Source organism: Weizmannia sp. FSL W8-0676, from assembly GCF_038593015.1.
GTDB classification, from domain to species: Bacteria; Bacillota; Bacilli; order Bacillales; family Bacillaceae_C; genus Weizmannia; species Weizmannia coagulans.
On record NZ_CP151954.1, the window covers coordinates 1,982,359 to 2,002,674 of the forward strand.

The following is a 20,316-nucleotide window of genomic DNA, read 5'->3' on the forward strand; positions in this document are numbered from 1 at the left end:
TACCTCACACCTGTTTCTTCATGGATTATTGACCGTATTTTGTCCTTAAAAAATCGATTTCTTCGCGGATGACCGGGTATTCTGCATAGGTTTCCGCCAAGTCTTTCAGCAGGACTTGCAGCTTGCCAAATTGTTGTTCAGCTATGTAATGGTCGATCAGAAGGCTTGCAAAAGTGAAATAATCTTCCGGTGCAAGCTGCGGGTGCAAATGGGCTTTCACAAGCTGTTCGTACGCATCGGCCGGCTGCGTAAGGCGGTAAAGATTCAGTTGTTCAAGCAGCACCCCAAGCAATTGCTTTTGAATAGGCGTTGTCCCGTTTGGCACGGATGCTGCTGTTTCCGATGCTTCCTCAACGGCAGGGTTTCCTGCCGGTTCTGCTTCGTTTGCGGCAACGGCTCCGCCCGTACCTGCGCCGCTTTCGTCTTGTAATTTCCGTCCCTCGCCTGTTTCCGAATAGAGTTTTTCGGGTTCTGCCGCCTGGCCGGTTTCCCGGGCAGGCATCACGTGGATTTCTTCTAGTTCGTCTCTGTCCTCACCTTTCGCACCGCCAACTGTTTCATTTTCCGCATGCAGTTTTTCAAGTTGCCCGGCATCATGGAAAGGAATCACATCAATTTCTTCCCCCTTAGACCCGCCGGCTGCTTTATCCTCTGCATCCAGATTCAAATTTACGACTTGTTCAGTTGGGTTAGTTTCTTGGACAGGCGCCAAACTGATTTCTTCCGGTTCGTCTCTGTCTTCACCTTTCGCACCGCCAACTGTTTCATTTTCCGCGTGCAGCTTTTCGGCTTGCCCGGCATGATCGGTTTCGCGGAAAGGAATCATATCGATTTTTTCCAGTTCACCTGTGCTTCCCCGTCTCGATTTGCCGGCTGCTTCACCGTCCACATCCAGATCCAACTTTTCAGCTTGTTCGGTTGGATCCGTTTCTTGGATAGGCACCAAACTAATTTCTTCCAGCTCGTCTATGCCTTTACCTTTTGCACCGCCTACTGTTTCATTTTCCGCGTGCAGCTTTTCGGCTTGCCCGGCATGATTGGTTTCGCGGAAAGGTATCACATCGATTTCTTCCAGCTCATCTACGGCAGGTATGCCTGTCCCGGAAGGTTCAGCAGGTGCTTCTGCTTCCTTTTCAAAAGAAAGGAGCGGGATCTCTTCTTGTTCAACATATGGAACATTTTCAGAACCGGATGGCGTTCCCGTCCCGGTTCCTACAACAGCTTCGGAATTCTGGTCATCCGCCTCTTTTGCGGCTGCCACGTCTAGAGGGTTGGTGTCCGGGCTCTCCGCTTCCGCAACCCATTCTTCAACTCCATACATTTCAGGCAATTGATCAACCGCATGTTCTTCATTTGTTTCTTCAAGCATTTCCATGCGGTTTTCAAGAAACGCAATTTCTTCTTCCCCGGAGCGTTCTGCCGCCTGTTCGTTTTCCGGAAGAGCGGTTCCCGTTTCGTTTCCGGCCGCATCCTCCAGTTCTTCCCATTCCGGTTCATCCTTTTCTTCTGGCAGGGTACTTTCTGTTTCGGGTCTCGGGCCGTTTTTCCCCGGCAAAATCTCTTTCGTTTCAGGAGCCGGAGCACTTTTTTCAGCCGGGAGAACCGCGTCATTTGCGGCAGGCCAGTCCAGTGCTGCCGGCCGGTTTTCCCGCATCACCGCCAGCTCTTCTTGCTCATCCCATACTGGAAATTCGTCTGCATCGTTATCCTTTCCAGCGAACAAAAATGCCAGTTTTTTTTCGAACAGATAAGCCACACAAAGCACGAGCAAAAAAACAATCAAACAGCTCTCCCATAGCGGAACCACATTGCCCGCCAAAATGCCGAAAAGCGCCAGCAAAAAAGCGGTGCCGGCCAGCACAACCACGCCTTTTTTGGAAAAGCCGAAAGAAAAAAAGACAAAAAAGGCAATTATGCATAAAAATCCAATCACGGCAAACGCCGCAGTGAGAAGATCCATCATCCCACCTCTGTTTCTGTCAGAGTACAATATTTCCAGAAAAACCAATTATCGAAAATCAACTAAGACTATTTTATTATAAATCACGGTGGATGGGAAGATTGTACTGCATCTTTTTAACTGTATCTTATTGGACCGATGTATTGATTTCTTTCAAAGTTACTTTATTCACGGTCGGGATCCCTTTCGGCGGGTTTAAAATCATATCTTTTTTAAAATTAACGGTGAGTCTGGACTTTGCAGGATCCGCAGGCTGGGGATTTTGAAATTCCAATTCATCATAAATTGGATTATGAATCGTTCTGCCCCTTGATGCACTTAAGCTAATGGTGTTTCCGTAAATCCCGCCGTTAATTTTCAAGTTTGATCCGATTCCGTATATAAATAAGTTACTATTTGAATAGAGATAAGCATCAATCACTTTTGGGTTGTCCTTATACAAATTATTGTTGGCCAGCTGAATATTTCCATCACAGAGTAAAATAAGCGTGCCGTTACTGTTCGAGAAATTCTCGACGTCTGCGTTTCCACGTACATAAATGCTGCCGTTCGTATTGACATCCCCCTTGCTCGTAAGGGAACCGTTGACATACATCACCCCGTTTAAATTTAATGCTGAAACGTCGCTTAAAGTAGCATTTCCGGCAATATAAATATACTTATCCGCCCCTGTCGACAGCACTCCGTTTAAATCGGCATAACCGCCTACGTAAATTTTGCCTTTTACTGTTAAATTCCCTTTGACAGTCAAAACATCTTTTACATAAAGATCCCCATTTACAGTCAGGCTTTTGTTTTCCCCAACGATTAAATCATCGCCAACGTACAAGTTTCCTTTTATCGGTTGACTGCCAACCTGGCTGGCTGTTACATCATAACCAAAAGCGTTCCCATACTTGTCAGTATTATAGGAATAATTGGAATTTATTTTTATATTTTCCGGCCATCCCAGCGCCTTGGCTGTAATCATATCGCCTACATTTATTTTATCAACCGTTAACTGACGATTTTTCACAACCGGGGCAACAGAAAAGTAGCGGCTGAAGCTTTCAGGTCCAAATGGCTTCCATGAATAAAAGTTGTATACCGGCTGCTTACCGGCCTCATAATATCTTCCCTTCACTGTTAACGTCCCATTGATCGCTGGAAAGTAAGTTCGTATATATTTCGTGTACCCATCAACATATTTCCCGTAGTTTGAAACATACAGATCCCCCCCGATATTCACATCCCCAATAATATAAGGAGACCCGTACAAATACATATTCGACGGTGTCACGGCTGTATATTGAAAAACATCCGAGACAGTGGAAAGCGTCATTACCTTCGTTAACGTTTTTCCGGACTTTCCGACCGGAACGGAAATGGTGACTTTGCCCAAAACAATGCCGTCTGGCGCTGTCCCGTCTTTCAATGTTTTATATTCGATGCTGCATTTTCCGTTTTTCTGTTGCTGTATGTTGGTTATTGCTGCCTGAAGCATGCTGATCAGCTGGCTTGGCATGACAGTCCCGGTTGCAATAACACTGTTGATGCTGTCAACTTGTTTCTCAATTAAAGCAGTCGCTTCATCAGCCACCATTTCCGCGTTTAATTTATCCTGGGTGCCCGTTTCAGATACTTTTACTGTTTTAAAAGTGCTGACGGATGCGGATACGAGCGAAACGGTGATGATCGCCGCGACTGCGAAAATGAGAAGCACTGTCACAAGCGTATATCCCTTCTCTTCTTTTAAAACATGCATCATTGATCCCCCTCTTCGCCCAGTTTATAAGCGGCATAGATCTTTTTCTCGAAATGATTTTGCGTGTCTTTCATTACAAAATGGCATATCAGGCTGCCGTTCTCGACCGTAAAAGTTGTCCCGTCAAGTGAAATTTCATCGCTGTTTACAATGGTGCCTCCTACCGACAAATTCCCGTCTGATACAGCGATTGTCTTGTCTGTTGAACTTTTCTGGTAGGTACCGTCACCCGCAACATCTATATTGATAGCCACTGCTTTGAAACGGGTAAAAGTCCCGTCATCACTTTCGTCATCAGGTTCAATGTCGTCCACATTTTCCATTGCACTGTTCATGTATTGCAAAATAGCCGTTTGTTCTTTGACAAAATTTTTACGTGCCATGTCGCTTTTGGATTGGGTGATCACCGTATTTAAAACGGCATAAATGACCCCGATGATCATAAATGAAATGGTAACAGCCGCCAGTAATTCTACTAAAGTGAGCCCTTTTTCATCCCGGCATTTCATCTTTTCACATACCCTTTCACTTCAACCGGTTTTAGATGATTTCCACTGTCGACTTTCACTTTGACCAGCAGGAGGCGATCAGAAAGAGAAGAATCCGCCGGAAGGGAAACGGACACATATGCCTTATAACCGGAAATTTCCGCAGCGCTGTCCAGCCCTAAAACCGATTGAATATCAGCCTGTTGTGTGGTGTTCGCCATCTGCTGCACTTCATTAAAGTTTTTTTTCTGGTAAGCTCTTAATATCCCGGTTGCAATTTGCAATGCAGACAGCGAGTCATCCGCTTTTTTTGTCACGCCCGCATTATTGGCCAAGATGGCGCCCACTGTAAGCATCACAATCGCTAAAATCGTAATCGAAGCCAGCACTTCGACAAGTGTAAATCCCCGGCTGTTTTTAAAAAGGGTTTTTTTCATAACAACCTCCGTAAGCATTTTGTCATGAGCCTTCTTACCTATAAAACTTATTTTATCAAAAAGCGCCGGAAAAGTAATTCAACAAAAGAACAAATAAACAAAAAGGGCAGAACTTTTTCAGCCCTGCCCGTTCCTTTCTGATTGGCCCAAAATGTATTTCCGGACTTTTGAAATAAAGTATAAGGACCCTGTAATCACTAAAACATCTTCTGAGCCTTTCATTTCTTTTATTTTGGTGCGTACGGTTTCTTTCCAATCCTTAGAAAATGATTTATTTTGATGACGGCTTATCTTATACAACACCTCTGCCGGAATGGCTCTTGGAAAATCAAAAGTTGTGAAAATGATTTCGTCTGTTTTTTGGTCGAGTTTTGGAATCATGTGATCCAAGTCTTTGTCGCCAAGTGCGGAAAAAATCATGCGGATTTTTTTTCCGCGCAGATGGGTGTCCATCGTTTCGATCAGGCTATCAATGCCTTCCGGGTTGTGGGCGCCGTCAATGATAACGGGCGGGTCATCCAGCAGTTTTTCAAAACGGCCGATCCATTTGCTTTCGAGAAGGCCTTTTTCCAGCGCATGCTGCGGGATGCGGAAATGGTGGAAATGCTGTAACAGTTCCGCCCCCATAACAGCAAGGGCGGCATTGTAAATCTGATGGCGCCCCATCATCGTGATCGATAAACGGTCATAGGCGCCGTACGGGGAAGCAAAACGGAACTGTTCACCGGTTAGATCCCCGCCGATCTCCGCGAAAGAAAATTCCTTCCCGGCACGGAAAAGCGGCGCCTTTTCTTTTGCCGCTTTTTCTTCAATTACCGCCAGCGCATCAGGTAGCATGGCTGTTGTTGCAACCGGCACCCCGTGTTTGATAATGCCCGCTTTTTCAGAGGCGATTTCTGCAATCGTATGGCCAAGCACATTCATATGGTCATGGCCGATATTGGTAATCAGGCTGGCAAGCGGTGTGATGACGTTTGTGGAATCAAGCCTGCCGCCAAGGCCGACTTCATAGATAACAATATCCACCGGCCGGATCCCGGCAAAATACAAAAGTGACATCGCTGTAATGACTTCAAACTCTGTCGGTGCGCCGAATGCTGTGTGCTCCAGTTCTTCTGCAAGCGGGCGGATCTCGTTTGTAAGCCGGACAAGGTCTGCATCCGTCACCGGCGTTCCGTTTACGCTGATCCTTTCGTTAAACTGCTCAATATATGGGGAAGTAAAGGTGCCAACCAGTAATCCTGCCTGCTCTAAAATATTGCGCAAAAAGGTGACGGTCGACCCTTTTCCGTTCGTCCCGGCCACGTGGACCGTCCGAATTTTTTGTTCCGGGTGGTGCAATTTTTCCATCAGCCACTGCATCCGTTCAAGCCCCGGTTTCATCCCGAATTTCGAGCGGGACCGGATCCAGCCGACCGCTTCTTCATAGGTTTCAAACATTTGCCTTTCCTCCCGTATGCAAGGAAGACGAATCCGTAAAGAATTCGCCTTCCGCCCTTGTGTTACTGGTTTTCAAGTTCTCTGATGCGCGTTTCGACGGCGCTTCGTTTTTCGAGATAGTCTTTTTCTTTTGCCCGTTCTTCGGCAACGACTTTTTCCGGCGCTTTTTTCAGGAACCCTTCATTGGACAGTTTTTTCTGGACGCGTTCAACTTCTTTATTCCATTTTTCCAACTCTTTCCTGAGCCGGGCCAGTTCTTCTTCAAAATTGATCAGCCCTTCAAGCGGCAGGAACAGCTCCACACCGGAAACGACCGCAGTCATGGCTTTGTCCGGCGCCTCAAGGTCAAGCCCCATTTTCAATTCATCCGGGTTACAGAAACGGGTAATGTACGCTTCGTTTCGTTTTAAAGCCGCTAAGACCGTCTCGTCTTTCGCTTTCAAATGCAGTTTGATTTTTTTGCTTAACGGCGTGTTCACTTCGGCGCGGATATTGCGGACAGAACGGATGATGTCGACAAGCAGTTTCATTTCTTCGCTGGCCGCGGCATCCGTAAGGCTTTCGTCCGCTTCCGGCCACGCGGCTGTTGTGATCGATTCCCCCTGATGCGGCAGGTTTTGCCAAATTTCCTCGGTAATAAACGGCATGAACGGGTGCAAAAGCCGCATCGTATTGTCGAGCACATACGCGAGGACCGAGCGCGCCGTTTTCTTCGCTGCTTCATCTTCGCTGTAAAGCGGCAGTTTTGCCATTTCAATGTACCAGTCGCAGAAATCGTCCCAGATAAAATTGTAAAGCATGCGCCCGGCTTCGCCGAATTCGTATTTGTCGGCCAGTTTTGTAACGGTTTCGATCGTTTCGTTCAAACGCGTTAAAATCCATTTGTCAGCGACTGATTTTTCACCGGAAAGGTCAATTTCTTCGTATTTCAGCCCGTTCATGTTCATAAGCGCAAAACGGGAGGCGTTCCAAATTTTATTGGCGAAATTCCAGACCGCTTCGACTTTTTCGTAACTGAAACGCAAATCCTGGCCGGGCGCGCTGCCGGTGGTAAGGAAATAGCGGAGCGAGTCCGCGCCGTATTTGTCGATTACTTCCATCGGGTCGACGCCGTTGCCGAGCGATTTGCTCATTTTCCGCCCCTGCTCGTCGCGGACAAGGCCATGGATCAGGACATCTTTGAACGGGCGTTTGCCGGTAAACTCAAGCCCCTGGAAAATCATCCGCGATACCCAGAAGAAAATGATATCATAGCCGGTCACAAGCGTATCGGTCGGATAATAACGCTTGTAGTCTTCCGCTTCTTCATCAGGCCAGCCCATTGTCGAAAACGGCCAGAGCGCCGAGCTGAACCACGTATCGAGCACGTCCGGATCCTGTTCCCAGTTTTCGATGTCACGGGGCGGCTCGGTATCAACATATACTTCGCCGGTTTCTTTATGGTACCAGGCCGGAATCCGGTGCCCCCACCAGAGCTGGCGCGAAATGCACCAATCGCGGATATTTTCCATCCAGTGCAAGTAGGTTTTTTCAAAGCGTTCCGGCACAAAATGGACTTTTCCTTCCGACGCCTGCAGTTTTACCGCGGCATCAGCGAGCGGCTGCATTTTCACAAACCATTGCGTGGACAAATACGGTTCGACAACCGCGCCGCTCCGTTCGGAATGGCCGACCGAATGGAGATGGTCTTCCACTTTGACAAGAACGCCGAGTGCTTTCAAGTCCTTCACGATCTGTTTGCGGCATTCAAACCGGTCCATGCCTTTGTATTTTCCGGCATTTTCATTCATTGTGCCGTCCTCGTTCATCACAAGGATGCGTTCGAGATTGTGGCGGTTCCCGACTTCGAAGTCGTTCGGGTCATGGGCCGGTGTAATTTTTACGGCACCGGAACCAAATGCCATATCAACATACTCGTCTGCGATAATCGGAATTTCGCGGCCGACGATTGGCAATACAATCGTTTTCCCGATTAAATGTTTGTAGCGTTCATCATCCGGGTGGACAGCGACCGCCGTATCACCCAGCATCGTTTCCGGGCGCGTTGTCGCGATTTCAATCGTGCCGGAACCGTCGCTTAACGGGTATGCCAGATGGTAAAATGCGCCCTGCACCTCTTTGTAGACTACTTCAATATCGGAAAGCGCCGTTTTCGTTTCCGGGTCCCAGTTGATGATGTACTCGCCGCGGTAAATCAAGCCTTTTTTATAAAGCGAAACAAATACTTCTTTTACAGCTTTTGACAGCCCTTCATCGAGCGTAAAACGTTCGCGCGAATAATCGAGCCCGAGGCCGAGTTTCGCCCATTGTTTGCGGATAAAGTGAGCGTATTCCGCTTTCCACTTCCATGCTTCTTCCGTAAACTTCTCGCGGCCGAGGTCATAACGGGATTTGCCTTCTTCACGCAGTTTGGCTTCCACTTTTGCCTGCGTTGCAATCCCGGCGTGGTCCATCCCCGGCAGCCAGAGCACATCATAGCCCTGCATCCGTTTCATCCGGGTTAAAATATCCTGCAAAGCCGTATCCCAGGCATGGCCGAGATGGAGCTTGCCGGTTACGTTCGGCGGTGGAATCACAATCGTGTACGGCTTCTTTTCCGGATCGCCTTTTGCTTCGAAAAATTTGCCGTTCACCCACCATTCATAGCGCCCTTTTTCAACAGCCTGCGGATCATATTTGGTCGGCATGCTGATGTCCTGCTGTTCCATTTGTATCATTCCTTTCTGCGTTTTTTGCGGATAAACACAAAAACTCCCTTCGCCATAAAAGGACGAAAGGAGTCTGTTCGCGGTACCACCTTTTTTCACGGGCAAACGGATGCCCGGCACTCTCGGGTCATTAACGGCACTTCGCCGGCTTTTGCTATTTTCGGGTTCACAAAAGCTACTCCCGGGCGACCTTCCAGCCTGTTTCGCATAGGAAATCTTTCAGCAGCTGATTCCCCTCTCTGCATGGAAACAAAATCTGTACTCTTCCCGTTCATTGTATTTTGATTTTTGAAATTGGCTATAGTTTATGGTATCGGTTTTTTTGAAAATCGTCAATAGCATTGCCCATTTTTAGAAAAAATATGCAACGGATTCACTTATCCGCCCGCTTTTCATACATTATCTATGAGAGATAGGTGGATGATGATGAAGAAAAAAATTGACAAACAGGCCGTCCGTACTTGGGGGCGGAATGCAAAAAAAGTGTGCAAGCAGCTGATTCTTCCGTTCTCCGTCTTTCAGGCCATCCGCACGATTATTTTTCCGACCACGTTTGACGTCCTGCTGCTTGCCATATTTATTCTCATTTATCTCGGGTTCCAGTATGAATGGTTTTAATGGCCGTCCCTGCTTTTCATGACGCGGGGGCGGTCCCTTGTGACAACTGCATGACGACATACTCGGTATTTTTCATCCGCCAGTACTTTTCCTGCAGTTTCGCGACTGCTCTCGCTTCATGGCGTTTCCCTTCATTTGCAAAGTATTCCTCCACGGTTTGGATGATCGGTGCGGGATAAGCGAGATAGCTGAAAAATAAGCTTTTTTCATCTTCCTTAAGCGGAAAATAGCTGAAGTAGGTCTTCACCCAGTCCACGCAGTCGTCAAACCGGCTCGGATAGGAGTCGAGCGCCCGCGACAAGAAGGGAAGCAGGTCATAAAAAGGCGCAGCGGTTTTTGCCAGTTCGAAATTGGTGAAGTATCCGAGCCCGCGTTCATCGTACAGGAAATGCTCCGTTGAAATTTTTCCGTGGATGGTCACCGTTCTCGCTTTCTCCATCTCTTTCGATTGTTCATACCAGTTTTCCAGCTGCTGGATCGAGAATTTGAGCGCCTGGTTCGTTTCATTGTAAAAGGTGCAGTACAACAGGGCAAACGGGGACATATAGACCTGCTCTTCACACCGTTCAAGGAACTCTTCTAAAAAATCCTGCTGCCCGTACCAGCGGGAAAGGGTTTCTTCATAGTATTCCCGCCGTTTTTCTATTGAGACCTCCGTATCTTTGACGGACAAGCTGTGCAGGCGCGCGAGTTCCCTGAACATTTTTTGATGTTTCTCGCCGCGTGCTTCTTTTTCTTCGTTTGGCAGCCAGGGCATTAAATAGTACAATGCCCCGTTATACAGCACCCCGTAACGGCCGTCCAACGCGGGATAGACCGGGACAATACGGTTATACCCCCGCTGGTACAGGGACTGGACATGCCGGATAAATCCCATCCCGTTTTGCGGTGCAATTTTTTTTAAAGCAAAAATACCCTGGCCGGTATAAATTTTATACACTTTTCCGTACCGCCCGACATATTCAGTGTTCAGGCCGTAATGCTTCATAATCCGATTGATGTCCTGCTGCGAAAGGTCAGCCACCCGTTTCACCTTCTTAGAGCGTTACTCCTCAAAAATAGGCGCTTGCTCATTTTCATTCCCCGCTGGCGCCGCATTCGCCGCGGCTTGGACGCAGGCGCCTTCCGGGTTAGGAAGACTTTCATTTTGCTTGATGCCTGAACATAGACCGCTTTAGGCTAAGGAAGACGCTAAGTTTTGCCTGCTTCCTTCACACAGGCGCACGCCGGGTTAGGGAAGGCCCCGCTTTTGCACGCTTCCTTCACGGAAACACACTCTGAGTAAGGAATACGCATATTTTGCACGCTTCCTTTACGCGGTCAATTCTATGTTAACGCAGGCTCTGAATGCCAATGCATCTTCACCTGGACGCCCGTGCCTGTGAATGCCCGGGCTCAGTGATTTTTTTCGGCGCGCGCGTTGGCGGGAACGTACAGCACTTGCCCCTCATACACATCCTGGTTCACTTCCAAATGGTTCATCCTTAAAATCTGCTGGACATGGATATTGTATTTTTCAGCAAGCTGGTCGAGCGTCTCCCCGCTTTGGACGATGCAAACCTTTAACTTGGCAGGCTTTTCTTCATCTCTCCGGGCAAAAAAGTCGGCAAGTGAAATGGATTCGTATTTTTGCTTCTTTTTCTTCTTGGCAGCCGAATCCTTTTCTTCCGGCTCTTCCTCTGTTTTTCCTTCGCTTTCAGGCGACTCTTCCACCATCGTTTCGCCGCCGGCTTCAGAAGAGGATTCGTATTTTTCAGGCGATTCTTGCTTGAGATAAGCAGAAGATTCATCTTCCATTGCTTTGCTCTCAATCCGGAAAACAGGTTCAGTCTTCCTGGAATCGTCCGGCTCAAGAGATTCTTCATTCAGCGCCGTTTTGCTCTCCGTCCGGGACACGGATGCGGTTTCTCCGGACAATTCCTGATCAGGATGCCATTCGTCCCGTACCGGATCTGCCTGCCATTCATTCCGCACTGATTCGCTTTCTGCTATTGATGCCGGTTCGTTTTTGCTGGAAAACTCCGGTTCCGCATGCCATTCATCCCGCGCCACTCCGCTTTCCGCCAACGATGCAGACTCATTTTTATCAGGTAACTCCGGGCCGGCCTGCCATTCGTCCTGCGCCGGTTCACTTTCCGCCAACGATGCCGACTCGTTTTTTCCAGGAAAGTCCGCTTCGAAATGCCATTCATTCTGCACTGGTTCACTTTCCGCCAACGATGCCGATTCGTTTTTTCCGGAAAACCCCGGCTCCGCGTGCCACTCATCCCGCGCCACTCCGCTCTCCGCCAACGATGCCGATTCATTTTTACCAGGTAACTCAGGATCTGCCTGCCATTCGTCCTGCACCACTCCGCTTTCCGCCAACGATGCCGACTCGTTTTTACCAGGAAAGTCCGCTTCGAAATGCCATTCATTCTGCACTGGTTCACTTTCCGCCAACGAGGCAGATTCGTTTTTTCCGGAAAACCCCGGCTCCGCATGCCATTCATCCCGTACCGGCGCGGCTGTTTCTGCCTGCCATGAAGCACTTTCCGGCCTTTTTCCGCCTGTTTCCGGCAAGAGGCTCTCCTCCTCCTCTTCTGGCAGTTCGACCGGTTCCAATACATTCAGTTCGTTTGTGAACGGTTCCGGCTGAGCAACCGATTCTTCCGGCACCACACGCGATTCAATTGTAAAAGGCGTATACAATTCCGGGTCAGCGTGAGATTCATCCTCTTCTGCCTTTTCCTCATCTGCACGAAAAGGCACTTCTTCAAAGCTTTCCGCTTCTTCCATAAAATGGCGGGGCAGTTCGGCGCTCTCTTCTTCTTGTTCCGCCAAGCCCCATTCGGAATGGCTGAAAGGCGCCTGATATGCTGCGTCCGGCTCATCCAAATATGTTTCCCTGCCGTTTAAATCCGGGTATGGCGCTGTTTCTGCTTCGTCTTCTTCCTCATCCCCGTCTTGCAATATTCCCTCAATCGCAATATCCGCATTGATTTTTAAACAATCGGTTCCGTGAAACTGATAGTCAAAACCTTCTATATTGACGTCCAGCTCCTCAATATCCGCAATTCTTGTCTTTGGAATGGTAACGTCTACTGGGAAAGATTGGTAAAATTCAAATATGCCGTCTTCTTCCCGGTACTCGACCGCCTGCACATACTTCCTGAACAGCACATCTTCCCCTTCTTCTTCCCCGCAACCAATGTACTCCCCGGATAAATAGAGATTGCCTTTGATCACGACATACTGCTCCAATTCCTGTATGGTGATATGAGGATCCAATGATATCGATAAAAGTTCTTCAACTTCCTGTCCTTTTTTAAACCAAATCAATTCTTCTAATGAAAATCGTATGGACGATTGATTTTGCGGCAAAGCGGGTTCCTCCCTTCAATTCCTCCAAATCCCAATGAATATGTCATTTACACTGTATGAAGCAATCGGGGTTTTTATGATCGCAAAAAAAACCGCAGCATCCGCAAATCACTTGAATGGCTTTTCTGCTACAATATTGGATGCGGTGAAAGATCGGTAAAAACTGGCCATCCGTTTTCAAAGTTACCCATTCAAAAACCGCAGGGCACCCAGCATGCTTTCCCTTATTGCCGTTTCTCTCACCCGCAGCGGACAAAACGCAAAAAACCGGCTCATCCGTTTTCGGACTTGCCGGTTCATAGCCGCAGGATTTACCCGCGGATTGCCTTAAATGTTTTTTCTGCTGCTTCGACGGTACGGTCAATATCGTCATCCGTATGCGCGGCAGACAGGAAGATGCCTTCGAATTGGGACGGCGGGAGGAAAATGCCGTTTTCTGCCATGCCACGGTAGTAGCGGGCAAACAGATCCAAATCCGAAGTTCTTGCTGATGCAAAATTATTGACTTCTTCATTGGTGAAAAAGATGCCAATCATCGATCCCGCCCGGTTAATGGTATGCGGGATGTCGTATTTCACCGCTGCCTCATGAAAGCCCTGTTCGAGGCGGTCTGCTTTTCGCCTGAACGCTGCATACGTTTCAGGTGTTAACTGCCGCAATGTTTCATATCCCGCCGTCATCGCAAGCGGGTTGCCGGACAAAGTCCCTGCCTGGTAAACAGGCCCGGTCGGTGCAATTTTTTCCATAATGTCGGCCCGTCCGCCAAATGCGCCGACAGGAAGGCCGCCGCCGATTACTTTGCCGAGGCAGGTCAAATCAGGCGTTACATCAAAATAGCCTTGTGCACAGTGATAGTCGACACGGAAACCGGTCATCACTTCATCAAAGATCAGGAGGGCGCCGTATGCTGATGTGACATCGCGCAACCCTTGCAAAAAGCCGGGCTTCGGCGGAACAACGCCCATATTGCCGGCAACCGGTTCGACGATGATGCAGGCAATATCCTCCCCGTACTGCTCGAATGCCGAACGAACGGCTTCCAGATCATTGTACGGGACGGCAATCGTGTTTTGCGCGATCCCGAGCGGCACGCCGGGGCTGTCCGGCAAACCCAGTGTAGCAACGCCCGACCCTGCTTTGATCAGGAGCGAATCGCCATGTCCATGGTAGCTGCCTTCGAATTTTAAAATTTTATTCCGGCCTGTATAACCTCTTGCCAGGCGCAAAGCACTCATCGTGGCTTCCGTACCGGATGAGACCATGCGGACAATTTCAATCGACGGCACGCGTTCTTTCACGAGTGACGCCAGTTTATTTTCCATGATCGTCGGCGTGCCGAAACTCGTCCCTTTTTCAGCCGTTTTTTTCAGGGCATCCACGACTTTGGGATTGGCATGGCCAAGGATGAGCGGCCCCCATGACAGCACGTAATCAATATATTCATTTCCGTCAATATCATAAATTTTTGCGCCTTTGCCGTGGTCCATAAAAATCGGGTTCATGCCGACCGCTTTAAAGGCACGGACAGGGCTGTTCACCCCGCCCGGCATTAATGTGACCGCTTCTTTGTATGCTTCGATTGAGTTTTCATATGAGCGCATCTTTCAACCTCCCGTTTATTCCGCAAGCCAGCGGGCAATATCGAGTGAAAAATAGGTAATGATGAGATCGCAGCCGGCGCGTTTCATGCTTGTGATCATTTCAAGAACAATCGCTTTTTCATCAATCCAGCCGTTTTGTGCAGCGCCTTTTACCATGGAATACTCTCCGCTCACATTATACCCGACAACTGGAAGGCGGAATTCATTCCGCACATCACGGACGATATCAAGATAAGAAAGCGTCGGTTTTACGATCAGAAAATCCGCCCCTTCTTCCACATCCGACTGCGCTTCACGCAATGCTTCGAGCCGGTTGGCCGGATCCATCTGGTAGGTTTTCCGGTCCCCGAAAGCAGGGGTGCTGTCAGCGGCTTCGCGGAACGGGCCGTAAAAAGCGGATGCGTATTTGACCGCATAACTCATGATCGGCACATCTTCAAAGCCTGCTTCATCAAGCCCTTTGCGAATCGCTGTGACAAATCCGTCCATCATATTCGAAGGCGCAATGATATCAGCGCCTGCTTTTGCCTGGCTGACCGCCGTTTTCGCAAGCAGGTCAAGGCTCGGGTCGTTTAAAATTTTCCCGTCTTCCACAACGCCGCAATGGCCGTGATCGGTATATTCGCACAGGCAGGTATCAGCGATGACAATGATATTCGGGTAATTTTTTTTGATGAAACGGATGGCTTCCTGGACGATGCCGTGGTCGTGGTACGCTTCCGTTCCGGTTGCATCCTTATGGTTCGGTACGCCGAATAAAATGACGGATTTGATGCCGAGGGAAACAACTTCATCCATGATTTCATGGAGGCGGTCCAGCGACCAGTGGTACACACCCGGCATCGAAGCAATTTCATTTTTAACATTTTCGCCTTCAACAGCAAAAATCGGATAAATCAAGTCGTTCACTGTTACATTCGTTTCGCGCACCAAAGCCCGCATATTGGCGCTTTGGCGGAGCCTGCGGTGGCGGGCAAACTGCAAATCTTTCATTTTATTTCCTCCTAAACTGGTAGAATGCCGCAATGCATTGCATATGCACGACGGGCCGGCTTGTTGGCGATGATTGCGGCGGCGGGCAAATCCCGCTTTTTCTATTTTTTCTTTGCGGTCAAGCGTCGCCCGGCTGTCCCCCGGGCAAACCATGCACGGCAACCGTCTGTCAGGCCGGCCGCTTCAATCCCGGGTTCGTGCCGGTTTCTTGCTATTTTTCTTCTAAACGGACAAAATCGCATAATGCCCCAAGCATGGCCCCGACGGTGTATTCATCCGGGCAAACCGCTGCACGGCTTCCGGCTTTTTCCACTGCCTGCCTGGTTGAAGGGCCGATTACTGCGATCCGGGTTGAAAGCCCCGCGATATCTATGCCGTTTTCCTCAAGCGCGCCTTTAAAATGGCGGAAGGCGGACGGGCTTAAAAACAGGGCAAAATCGATTGTTTCCCGCCCGAGCAAGCGGGCAAGCTTTTCTTTTGCCCCTTCTGGCATATACGTTTCATAGACAATCCATTCCTCTGCTATTATACCGCTTTTTCTTAGAAAATCCGCAATTTCTGTCCCGGCCAGGTTTCCTTTCGGGAGAAGGACGCGGCCTGCACGGTGCCCGCTCCGCATAAATTCCCGGGCAAAATCTTTTGCCGTAAACTTCCCGGGCGCAAAGGAAACCTTTAAACCGGACTGTTCCATACAGGCAGCCGTCTTTTTCCCCACGGCTGCCCAGTTTATGTTCAAATGCTCACATGCTATACCCGCACGGCTGCATGCTTCCAAAAAATAACGGACCCCGTTTTTGCTTGTAAACACAACCCAGTCGTATGCCGGCAGTTTTCGCAAAAATACAGGTGCGGACGGGTCGGCATATGCACGGAAGGCAACCATCGGGACGACAAAAGGGGTGCCGCCGAGCGCTTCAATTTGTGCTGCGAGCTTTTCGCCGTCTTTTCCGCCTCTTGTGACCAGAATGTTTTTTCCGCTTAAAGGCCCGTTTGCCGTCATGACTGCCCGAGCTCCGCTTTCACTTGTTCAATCAGCGCCTTTGCCCCCTGCCGGCTTAAAATTTCTGCCGCCTTTTCTCCGGCTGTTACCGGGTTGTGGGAGACAACCGTTTCTTTGTAAACCGTTTTGCCATCAGGGGAGGCGACAAGGGCCGTGAGGGAAATGCCTTCTGCCGTTTTCTTTGCAAGGCCGGCAATCGGTACCTGGCAACCGCCTTCCATTTTATCAAGGAAGACGCGCTCCGCCCTTACTGTTTCCGCCGTTTCTGCGCTCTCAAGCTCCCGGAGCGCATCGAGCAGTTCCCCGTCATCAGCGCGGCATTCGACAGCCAGCGCGCCCTGTCCGATTGCAGGCAGGCAAATATCCGGGTCAAAAAATTCGGTGACGGTGTCCGCACTCCAGCCCATCCGTTTTAAACCGGCTGCCGCGAGGACGATCGCATCGTAATCCCCGTTTTTTAATTTTTCCAGCCTTGTATCAATATTGCCGCGAACAGACTTAATCCGGATATCGCTTCTTACGGCAAGCAGCTGGGCGCCGCGGCGGAGGCTGCTTGTCCCGACAACCGCCCCTTCCTTAAGGCCGGAAAAAGGGGTGCCATTTTTGGAAATCAATGCGTCCCGCACATCTTCGCGCTCCGGAATGCAGCCGATCACAAGCCCGTCCGGAAGCACAGCCGGCACATCTTTCATGCTATGTACAGCCATGTCAATTTCATGATGCAGCATGGCATCTTCAATTTCTTTGACAAACAGGCCTTTCCCGCCGACTTTGGACAGGGTGACATCGAGCACTTTATCGCCCTTTGTGGTGATTTCCTTGATTTCAAAACGAAAAGGCAGCCCGAGCTGTTCAAGCTTCGCCACCACCCATTTCGTCTGCGTCAGGGCAAGTTTGCTCCGCCTCGACCCTACGACAATTGTTCTCATCCGGCAATCCTCCTAATAATACAAATGAAAATCCGATAATCCCGTAATTAGAAAAAAGTTAATCAAAATGATCAAAAAAGCGGCCGTATTCCAGTAAGCCAGTGTTTTTCCGAACATGCGGCGGCGTTCGCCGGCATACAGGAGAAAACTGTATACAAGCAGCACGGCAAACGAACCGACAATTTTCGGATCGAACCAGTGAATGGCCGGAAGCCGCAAGTATGCCCATTCCAACCCGAGAATCAGCCCGAGCAAAAGGACCGGGACCGCAATGGCATTCATCCATTTCGAAAGCCGCTCCAGTTTTGCCAGATCATTCAGGCGCCAGATTCTGTGGCTCCATTTCTTTTCCTTCAGCCACTTATATTGTAATAAATACAGAATGGAAAAGACAAAGGACAGGGAAAACAGCACGTAAGCGATCAGCGTCATCGTAATATGCATGAGCAAAAGTTCCGATACCCTTCTCCCTGCTCCTTGTGAGACCTTCCCCGGCGCAAAAGCGTGGACCGTCATGATGAAAAAGCCGATGACGTTTGTAAAAAACACGGTAAAGTCAACGCGCAGCAGGCGGTTCAGGGCCAGAGACAGCGTCAGCAATGCCCATGCATAAAAATAAAGCCCCTCAGACAATGTCAAGACAGGGAACCGTCTGGTGTGGGCCATATACAAGATAAATATCAAAGTCTGCAATGCCCAGACAACGGAAAGAAAACGGAAGGCAGCCTTGTTGGCCTTCCGGTTCCGGTGGAGAAAGTCAAGAAAATAAAGCAAAATACTGGCGGCATAAAGCAAAATCATGCCTTCATGCAGCCTGTCCGTCCATACGGCATACATTGCCGGGCTCTCCAGTTAACCCGAATAGGACGGGCGGACTGCATGCCGCGCCATTTCGGCTGCCGGCTCCGCTTGCCCCGTCTCTGTTTCTAAATTGAAAATTTGGCGGAACAGTTCCAGATTCCGGGCTGCATCCGGCGAACCCGCCATTTCTTTTGCCTGCAGAATCGGATCTTTCAGCATCTGGTTGATGATGCTTTTTGTATGTTTGCTGATGACTTTCCGTTCGCGTTCTGTTAAGTCCGGCAGCTTCCGTTCAATGCTTTTCATCGTTTCCGCCTGGATCGCGAGCGCTTTTTCCCGGAGCGCCGTGATCACCGGCACCACTCCGAGTGTATGGACCCATTCATTGAATGCGCAAACGGCATCGGAAATCATGTCCGCAATCTGCCGGGCGGCTTTTTCCCGTTCTTTCAGATTGGATTCCACGATGCCTTCCAGGTCGTCAATATCATACAGGAAAACGGATTCAAGGGACGCGGCTTCCGGATCAATATTGCGCGGCACGGCAATATCCACAAGCAGCAGCGGGCGCCCGTTCCGTTTCTTTTCAATGGGTTTCAGCATATCTGCTGTAAGGACGTACTCTTTTGCCGAAGTGGAGGTGATCGCGATATCCGCATCCAAAAGCGCGGTTTCCAAAGATGACAGCCCGAGTGCCTCGCCATGGAAGCGTGCGGCAAGGCGCCCGGCTTTTTCCGGCGTCCGGTTGATGACGGTAATCCGGGTGGCGCCGCTGCCGTGAATGTTTTCCACAGCCAGTTCGCCCATCTTGCCGGCGCCGATGATGGCCACTTTTTTATCAGCCATGCCGCCGAAAATTTTCTTCGCAAGCTCCACAGCCGCATAACTGACCGAAACGGCATTGGAAGCAATTTCCGTTTCTGTATGGGCTTTTTTTGCCAGTGTAACCGCATCTTTGAACAGGCGGTTAAAAATGGTGCCGGTTGAACCGGATGCTTGGGCCAGCAGAAAACTGTCTCTCACCTGCCCGAGAATTTGCGTTTCGCCAAGCACCATCGAGTCAAGCCCGCAAATCACTTTAAACAAATGCGCAATGGCTTCGTTGTCTTCGTAAATAAGCAGATAGGGGGCAAATGCTTCCTTATCTATCCCGAACCATTCCGACAAAAAATCTTTAATATAATAACGCCCGGTATGCGCCTGGTCGGCGACCGCATAAATTTCCGTACGGTTGCATGTAGACACGATGACATTTTCCAAAATGCTCTTTTTCTTTTGCAGCGCCGCCATCGCATCCGCAAGGTCCGCCTCATCAAATGACAGCTGTTCGCGGATTTCAACCGGCGCAGATTTATAGTTTAAACCGACAGTAAGTATTCTCATTGTTGCCCTCCGGCACCCCCATTTTATCTTGCCAAATGCATAGGATTGAATGTTGATCTATGTTAAGATGAATAAAAGAAAAAAGCTCGTTTTTCCTATTTGGCATAATAACCATTCCTACCTGTAAAATAGCAGAAACAGGCGATGGTTTCAAGCAACTAGATTGAAGGAAAGAAGTGTGTCCCATTGAAAAGCCGCAAAATTTTTTCCGCGATTATCCTGATCGGGTTCGGCCTGTATTTTTATTTGCAGCGTTTTGACCTTACCGGCATGAAGGATTACTTTACATGGCCGACGCTGTTGATCATTGTCGGGCTCGCTTTTTTAGGCGAAGGCTACTGGGGCCGGGACGAGGAATCGATTTTGCCGGGGGTCATTCTCGTCGGGTTCGGCCTCCACTTCCACCTTGCCGGCAAAATCGCAATTTGGCCGGACAATATCGGGGTCTTTGTTCTCATCATTGCCATCGGTTTTTTGCTCCGTTCGCAAAAAACCGGGGATGGCACGTTTTACGGCCTGCTGTTTCTCGTGCTGTCCATCCTGCTCCTGTTTTCCGATAAAGCGATGGAGTGGTTCGGCCTTGTCGAGAACAATGTTTCTTCCCTGATCAATTTCTGGCCGGCCGTGCTTGTCGTTATCGGCGTCTACCTGCTGTTTGCGAAAAGAAGGGGGCGGAAATAACCCGCCCGTAAAAGCCGGGCATTCAAACAGCCCGTGCGCCCGAAAAAAACGGCCAGGCGATTCCCACCGGCAAATTCCGGGGACGGGCCGCTACAAGCCCGGCTGAATAAATACTATTTCGGATGCGGGCCCGAAGCCTGCAGAAAAGCCCGGCGCCCACATGCTGGCCC

General features: G+C 49.4%; 16 protein-coding genes and 1 other annotated feature. Of the genes, 2 read left to right on the forward strand and 14 right to left on the reverse strand.

Annotation, left to right across the window (positions count from 1 at the left end):
• Positions 1 to 25: 25 nt before the first annotated feature.
• The 6 genes from NST20_RS09810 to NST20_RS09835 form a co-directional block, all read right to left on the reverse strand.
• The gene (locus NST20_RS09810; RefSeq protein WP_342399367.1) at positions 26 to 1,960 is read right to left on the reverse strand and encodes a hypothetical protein; all 1,935 of its coding nucleotides are present in this window, start codon (positions 1,958 to 1,960) and stop codon (positions 26 to 28) included.
• Positions 1,961 to 2,087: 127 nt separating this feature from the next.
• Positions 2,088 to 3,704, reverse strand: coding sequence for a polymer-forming cytoskeletal protein (locus NST20_RS09815; protein WP_342399368.1), 1,617 nt, complete (start codon positions 3,702 to 3,704; stop codon positions 2,088 to 2,090).
• Positions 3,704 to 4,213 carry a type II secretion system protein gene (locus tag NST20_RS09820; protein WP_133536302.1) on the reverse strand — a complete coding sequence of 170 codons (510 nt, stop codon included), beginning with the start codon at positions 4,211 to 4,213 and terminating at the stop codon, positions 3,704 to 3,706. The genes NST20_RS09815 and NST20_RS09820 overlap by 1 nt, the downstream gene beginning before the upstream one ends.
• Positions 4,210 to 4,629, reverse strand: coding sequence for a prepilin-type N-terminal cleavage/methylation domain-containing protein (locus NST20_RS09825; RefSeq protein ID WP_342399369.1), 420 nt, complete (start codon positions 4,627 to 4,629; stop codon positions 4,210 to 4,212). Before NST20_RS09825 ends, NST20_RS09820 begins: the two co-directional genes overlap by 4 nt.
• A gap of 117 nt (positions 4,630 to 4,746) precedes the next feature.
• A complete protein-coding gene (locus tag NST20_RS09830) occupies positions 4,747 to 6,069 on the reverse strand; it encodes a folylpolyglutamate synthase/dihydrofolate synthase family protein (protein WP_342399370.1) in 1,323 nt (440 codons plus the stop codon).
• Between the two features lie 62 nt (positions 6,070 to 6,131).
• On the reverse strand, positions 6,132 to 8,777 hold the full coding sequence (locus tag NST20_RS09835; RefSeq protein WP_017553790.1) for a valine--tRNA ligase: 2,646 nt from the start codon (positions 8,775 to 8,777) through the stop codon (positions 6,132 to 6,134).
• A 55-nt stretch (positions 8,778 to 8,832) separates the two neighbouring features.
• Positions 8,833 to 9,061 (reverse strand) — a binding site (T-box leader).
• A 142-nt stretch (positions 9,062 to 9,203) separates the two neighbouring features.
• On the opposite strand from NST20_RS09835, the gene NST20_RS09840 reads away from it, so the two are divergent.
• Positions 9,204 to 9,395, forward strand: a complete 192-nt coding sequence (locus tag NST20_RS09840; RefSeq protein WP_017553791.1) for a hypothetical protein — start codon at positions 9,204 to 9,206, stop codon at positions 9,393 to 9,395.
• 16 nt (positions 9,396 to 9,411) lie between these two features.
• On the opposite strand, the gene ysxE is transcribed toward NST20_RS09840, so the two are convergent.
• The 8 genes from ysxE to hemA all read right to left on the reverse strand — a co-directional run bounded on the left by ysxE (position 9,412) and on the right by hemA (position 19,465).
• Complete coding sequence (gene ysxE, locus NST20_RS09845; protein ID WP_342399371.1) at positions 9,412 to 10,428, reverse strand: spore coat protein YsxE; 1,017 nt, start codon at positions 10,426 to 10,428, stop codon at positions 9,412 to 9,414.
• Positions 10,429 to 10,790: 362 nt separating this feature from the next.
• Positions 10,791 to 12,758 (reverse strand): LysM peptidoglycan-binding domain-containing protein, encoded by a 1,968-nt coding sequence (locus NST20_RS09850; protein WP_342399372.1) that lies wholly within the window; start codon positions 12,756 to 12,758, stop codon positions 10,791 to 10,793.
• 311 nt (positions 12,759 to 13,069) lie between these two features.
• On the reverse strand, positions 13,070 to 14,359 hold the full coding sequence (gene hemL, locus NST20_RS09855; protein ID WP_013859833.1) for a glutamate-1-semialdehyde 2,1-aminomutase: 1,290 nt from the start codon (positions 14,357 to 14,359) through the stop codon (positions 13,070 to 13,072).
• 15 nt (positions 14,360 to 14,374) lie between these two features.
• Positions 14,375 to 15,352 carry a porphobilinogen synthase gene (hemB, locus tag NST20_RS09860; RefSeq protein WP_342399373.1) on the reverse strand — a complete coding sequence of 326 codons (978 nt, stop codon included), beginning with the start codon at positions 15,350 to 15,352 and terminating at the stop codon, positions 14,375 to 14,377.
• A gap of 211 nt (positions 15,353 to 15,563) precedes the next feature.
• The gene (locus NST20_RS09865; protein WP_315958515.1) at positions 15,564 to 16,352 is read right to left on the reverse strand and encodes a uroporphyrinogen-III synthase; all 789 of its coding nucleotides are present in this window, start codon (positions 16,350 to 16,352) and stop codon (positions 15,564 to 15,566) included.
• Positions 16,349 to 17,281: a hydroxymethylbilane synthase gene (gene hemC / locus NST20_RS09870; protein ID WP_342399374.1), complete on the reverse strand. Its 933-nt coding sequence runs from the start codon at positions 17,279 to 17,281 to the stop codon at positions 16,349 to 16,351. The genes NST20_RS09865 and hemC overlap by 4 nt, the downstream gene beginning before the upstream one ends.
• Before the next feature lie 12 nt (positions 17,282 to 17,293).
• Complete coding sequence (gene ccsA, locus NST20_RS09875; protein WP_342399375.1) at positions 17,294 to 18,118, reverse strand: cytochrome c biogenesis protein CcsA; 825 nt, start codon at positions 18,116 to 18,118, stop codon at positions 17,294 to 17,296.
• 15 nt (positions 18,119 to 18,133) lie between these two features.
• On the reverse strand, positions 18,134 to 19,465 hold the full coding sequence (hemA, locus tag NST20_RS09880) for a glutamyl-tRNA reductase (protein WP_342399376.1): 1,332 nt from the start codon (positions 19,463 to 19,465) through the stop codon (positions 18,134 to 18,136).
• A 186-nt stretch (positions 19,466 to 19,651) separates the two neighbouring features.
• Between hemA and NST20_RS09885 the strand changes: the two genes are divergently transcribed.
• Entirely contained in the window at positions 19,652 to 20,146 is a 495-nt protein-coding gene (locus NST20_RS09885; protein ID WP_315958518.1) for a DUF5668 domain-containing protein, read from the forward strand.
• Positions 20,147 to 20,316: the final 170 nt, after the last annotated feature.

Excerpts from the sequence above, each read along its gene's own strand:
- NST20_RS09815 (WP_342399368.1), bottom strand. The coding sequence starts at position 3,704 with ATGCATGTTTTAAAAGAAGAGAAGGGATATACGCTTGTGACAGTGCTT.
- NST20_RS09830 (WP_342399370.1), bottom strand. The coding sequence starts at position 6,069 with ATGTTTGAAACCTATGAAGAAGCGGTCGGCTGGATCCGGTCCCGCTCG.
- NST20_RS09840 (WP_017553791.1), top strand. The coding sequence starts at position 9,204 with ATGAAGAAAAAAATTGACAAACAGGCCGTCCGTACTTGGGGGCGGAAT.
- NST20_RS09820 (WP_133536302.1), bottom strand. The coding sequence starts at position 4,213 with ATGAAATGCCGGGATGAAAAAGGGCTCACTTTAGTAGAATTACTGGCG.
- hemA (WP_342399376.1), bottom strand. The coding sequence starts at position 19,465 with ATGAGAATACTTACTGTCGGTTTAAACTATAAATCTGCGCCGGTTGAA.
- hemL (WP_013859833.1), bottom strand. The coding sequence starts at position 14,359 with ATGCGCTCATATGAAAACTCAATCGAAGCATACAAAGAAGCGGTCACA.
- NST20_RS09865 (WP_315958515.1), bottom strand. The coding sequence starts at position 16,352 with ATGACGGCAAACGGGCCTTTAAGCGGAAAAAACATTCTGGTCACAAGA.
- hemC (WP_342399374.1), bottom strand. The coding sequence starts at position 17,281 with ATGAGAACAATTGTCGTAGGGTCGAGGCGGAGCAAACTTGCCCTGACG.
- ccsA (WP_342399375.1), bottom strand. The coding sequence starts at position 18,118 with ATGTATGCCGTATGGACGGACAGGCTGCATGAAGGCATGATTTTGCTT.
- hemB (WP_342399373.1), bottom strand. The coding sequence starts at position 15,352 with ATGAAAGATTTGCAGTTTGCCCGCCACCGCAGGCTCCGCCAAAGCGCC.
- NST20_RS09825 (WP_342399369.1), bottom strand. The coding sequence starts at position 4,629 with ATGAAAAAAACCCTTTTTAAAAACAGCCGGGGATTTACACTTGTCGAA.
- NST20_RS09810 (WP_342399367.1), bottom strand. The coding sequence starts at position 1,960 with ATGGATCTTCTCACTGCGGCGTTTGCCGTGATTGGATTTTTATGCATA.
- NST20_RS09835 (WP_017553790.1), bottom strand. The coding sequence starts at position 8,777 with ATGGAACAGCAGGACATCAGCATGCCGACCAAATATGATCCGCAGGCT.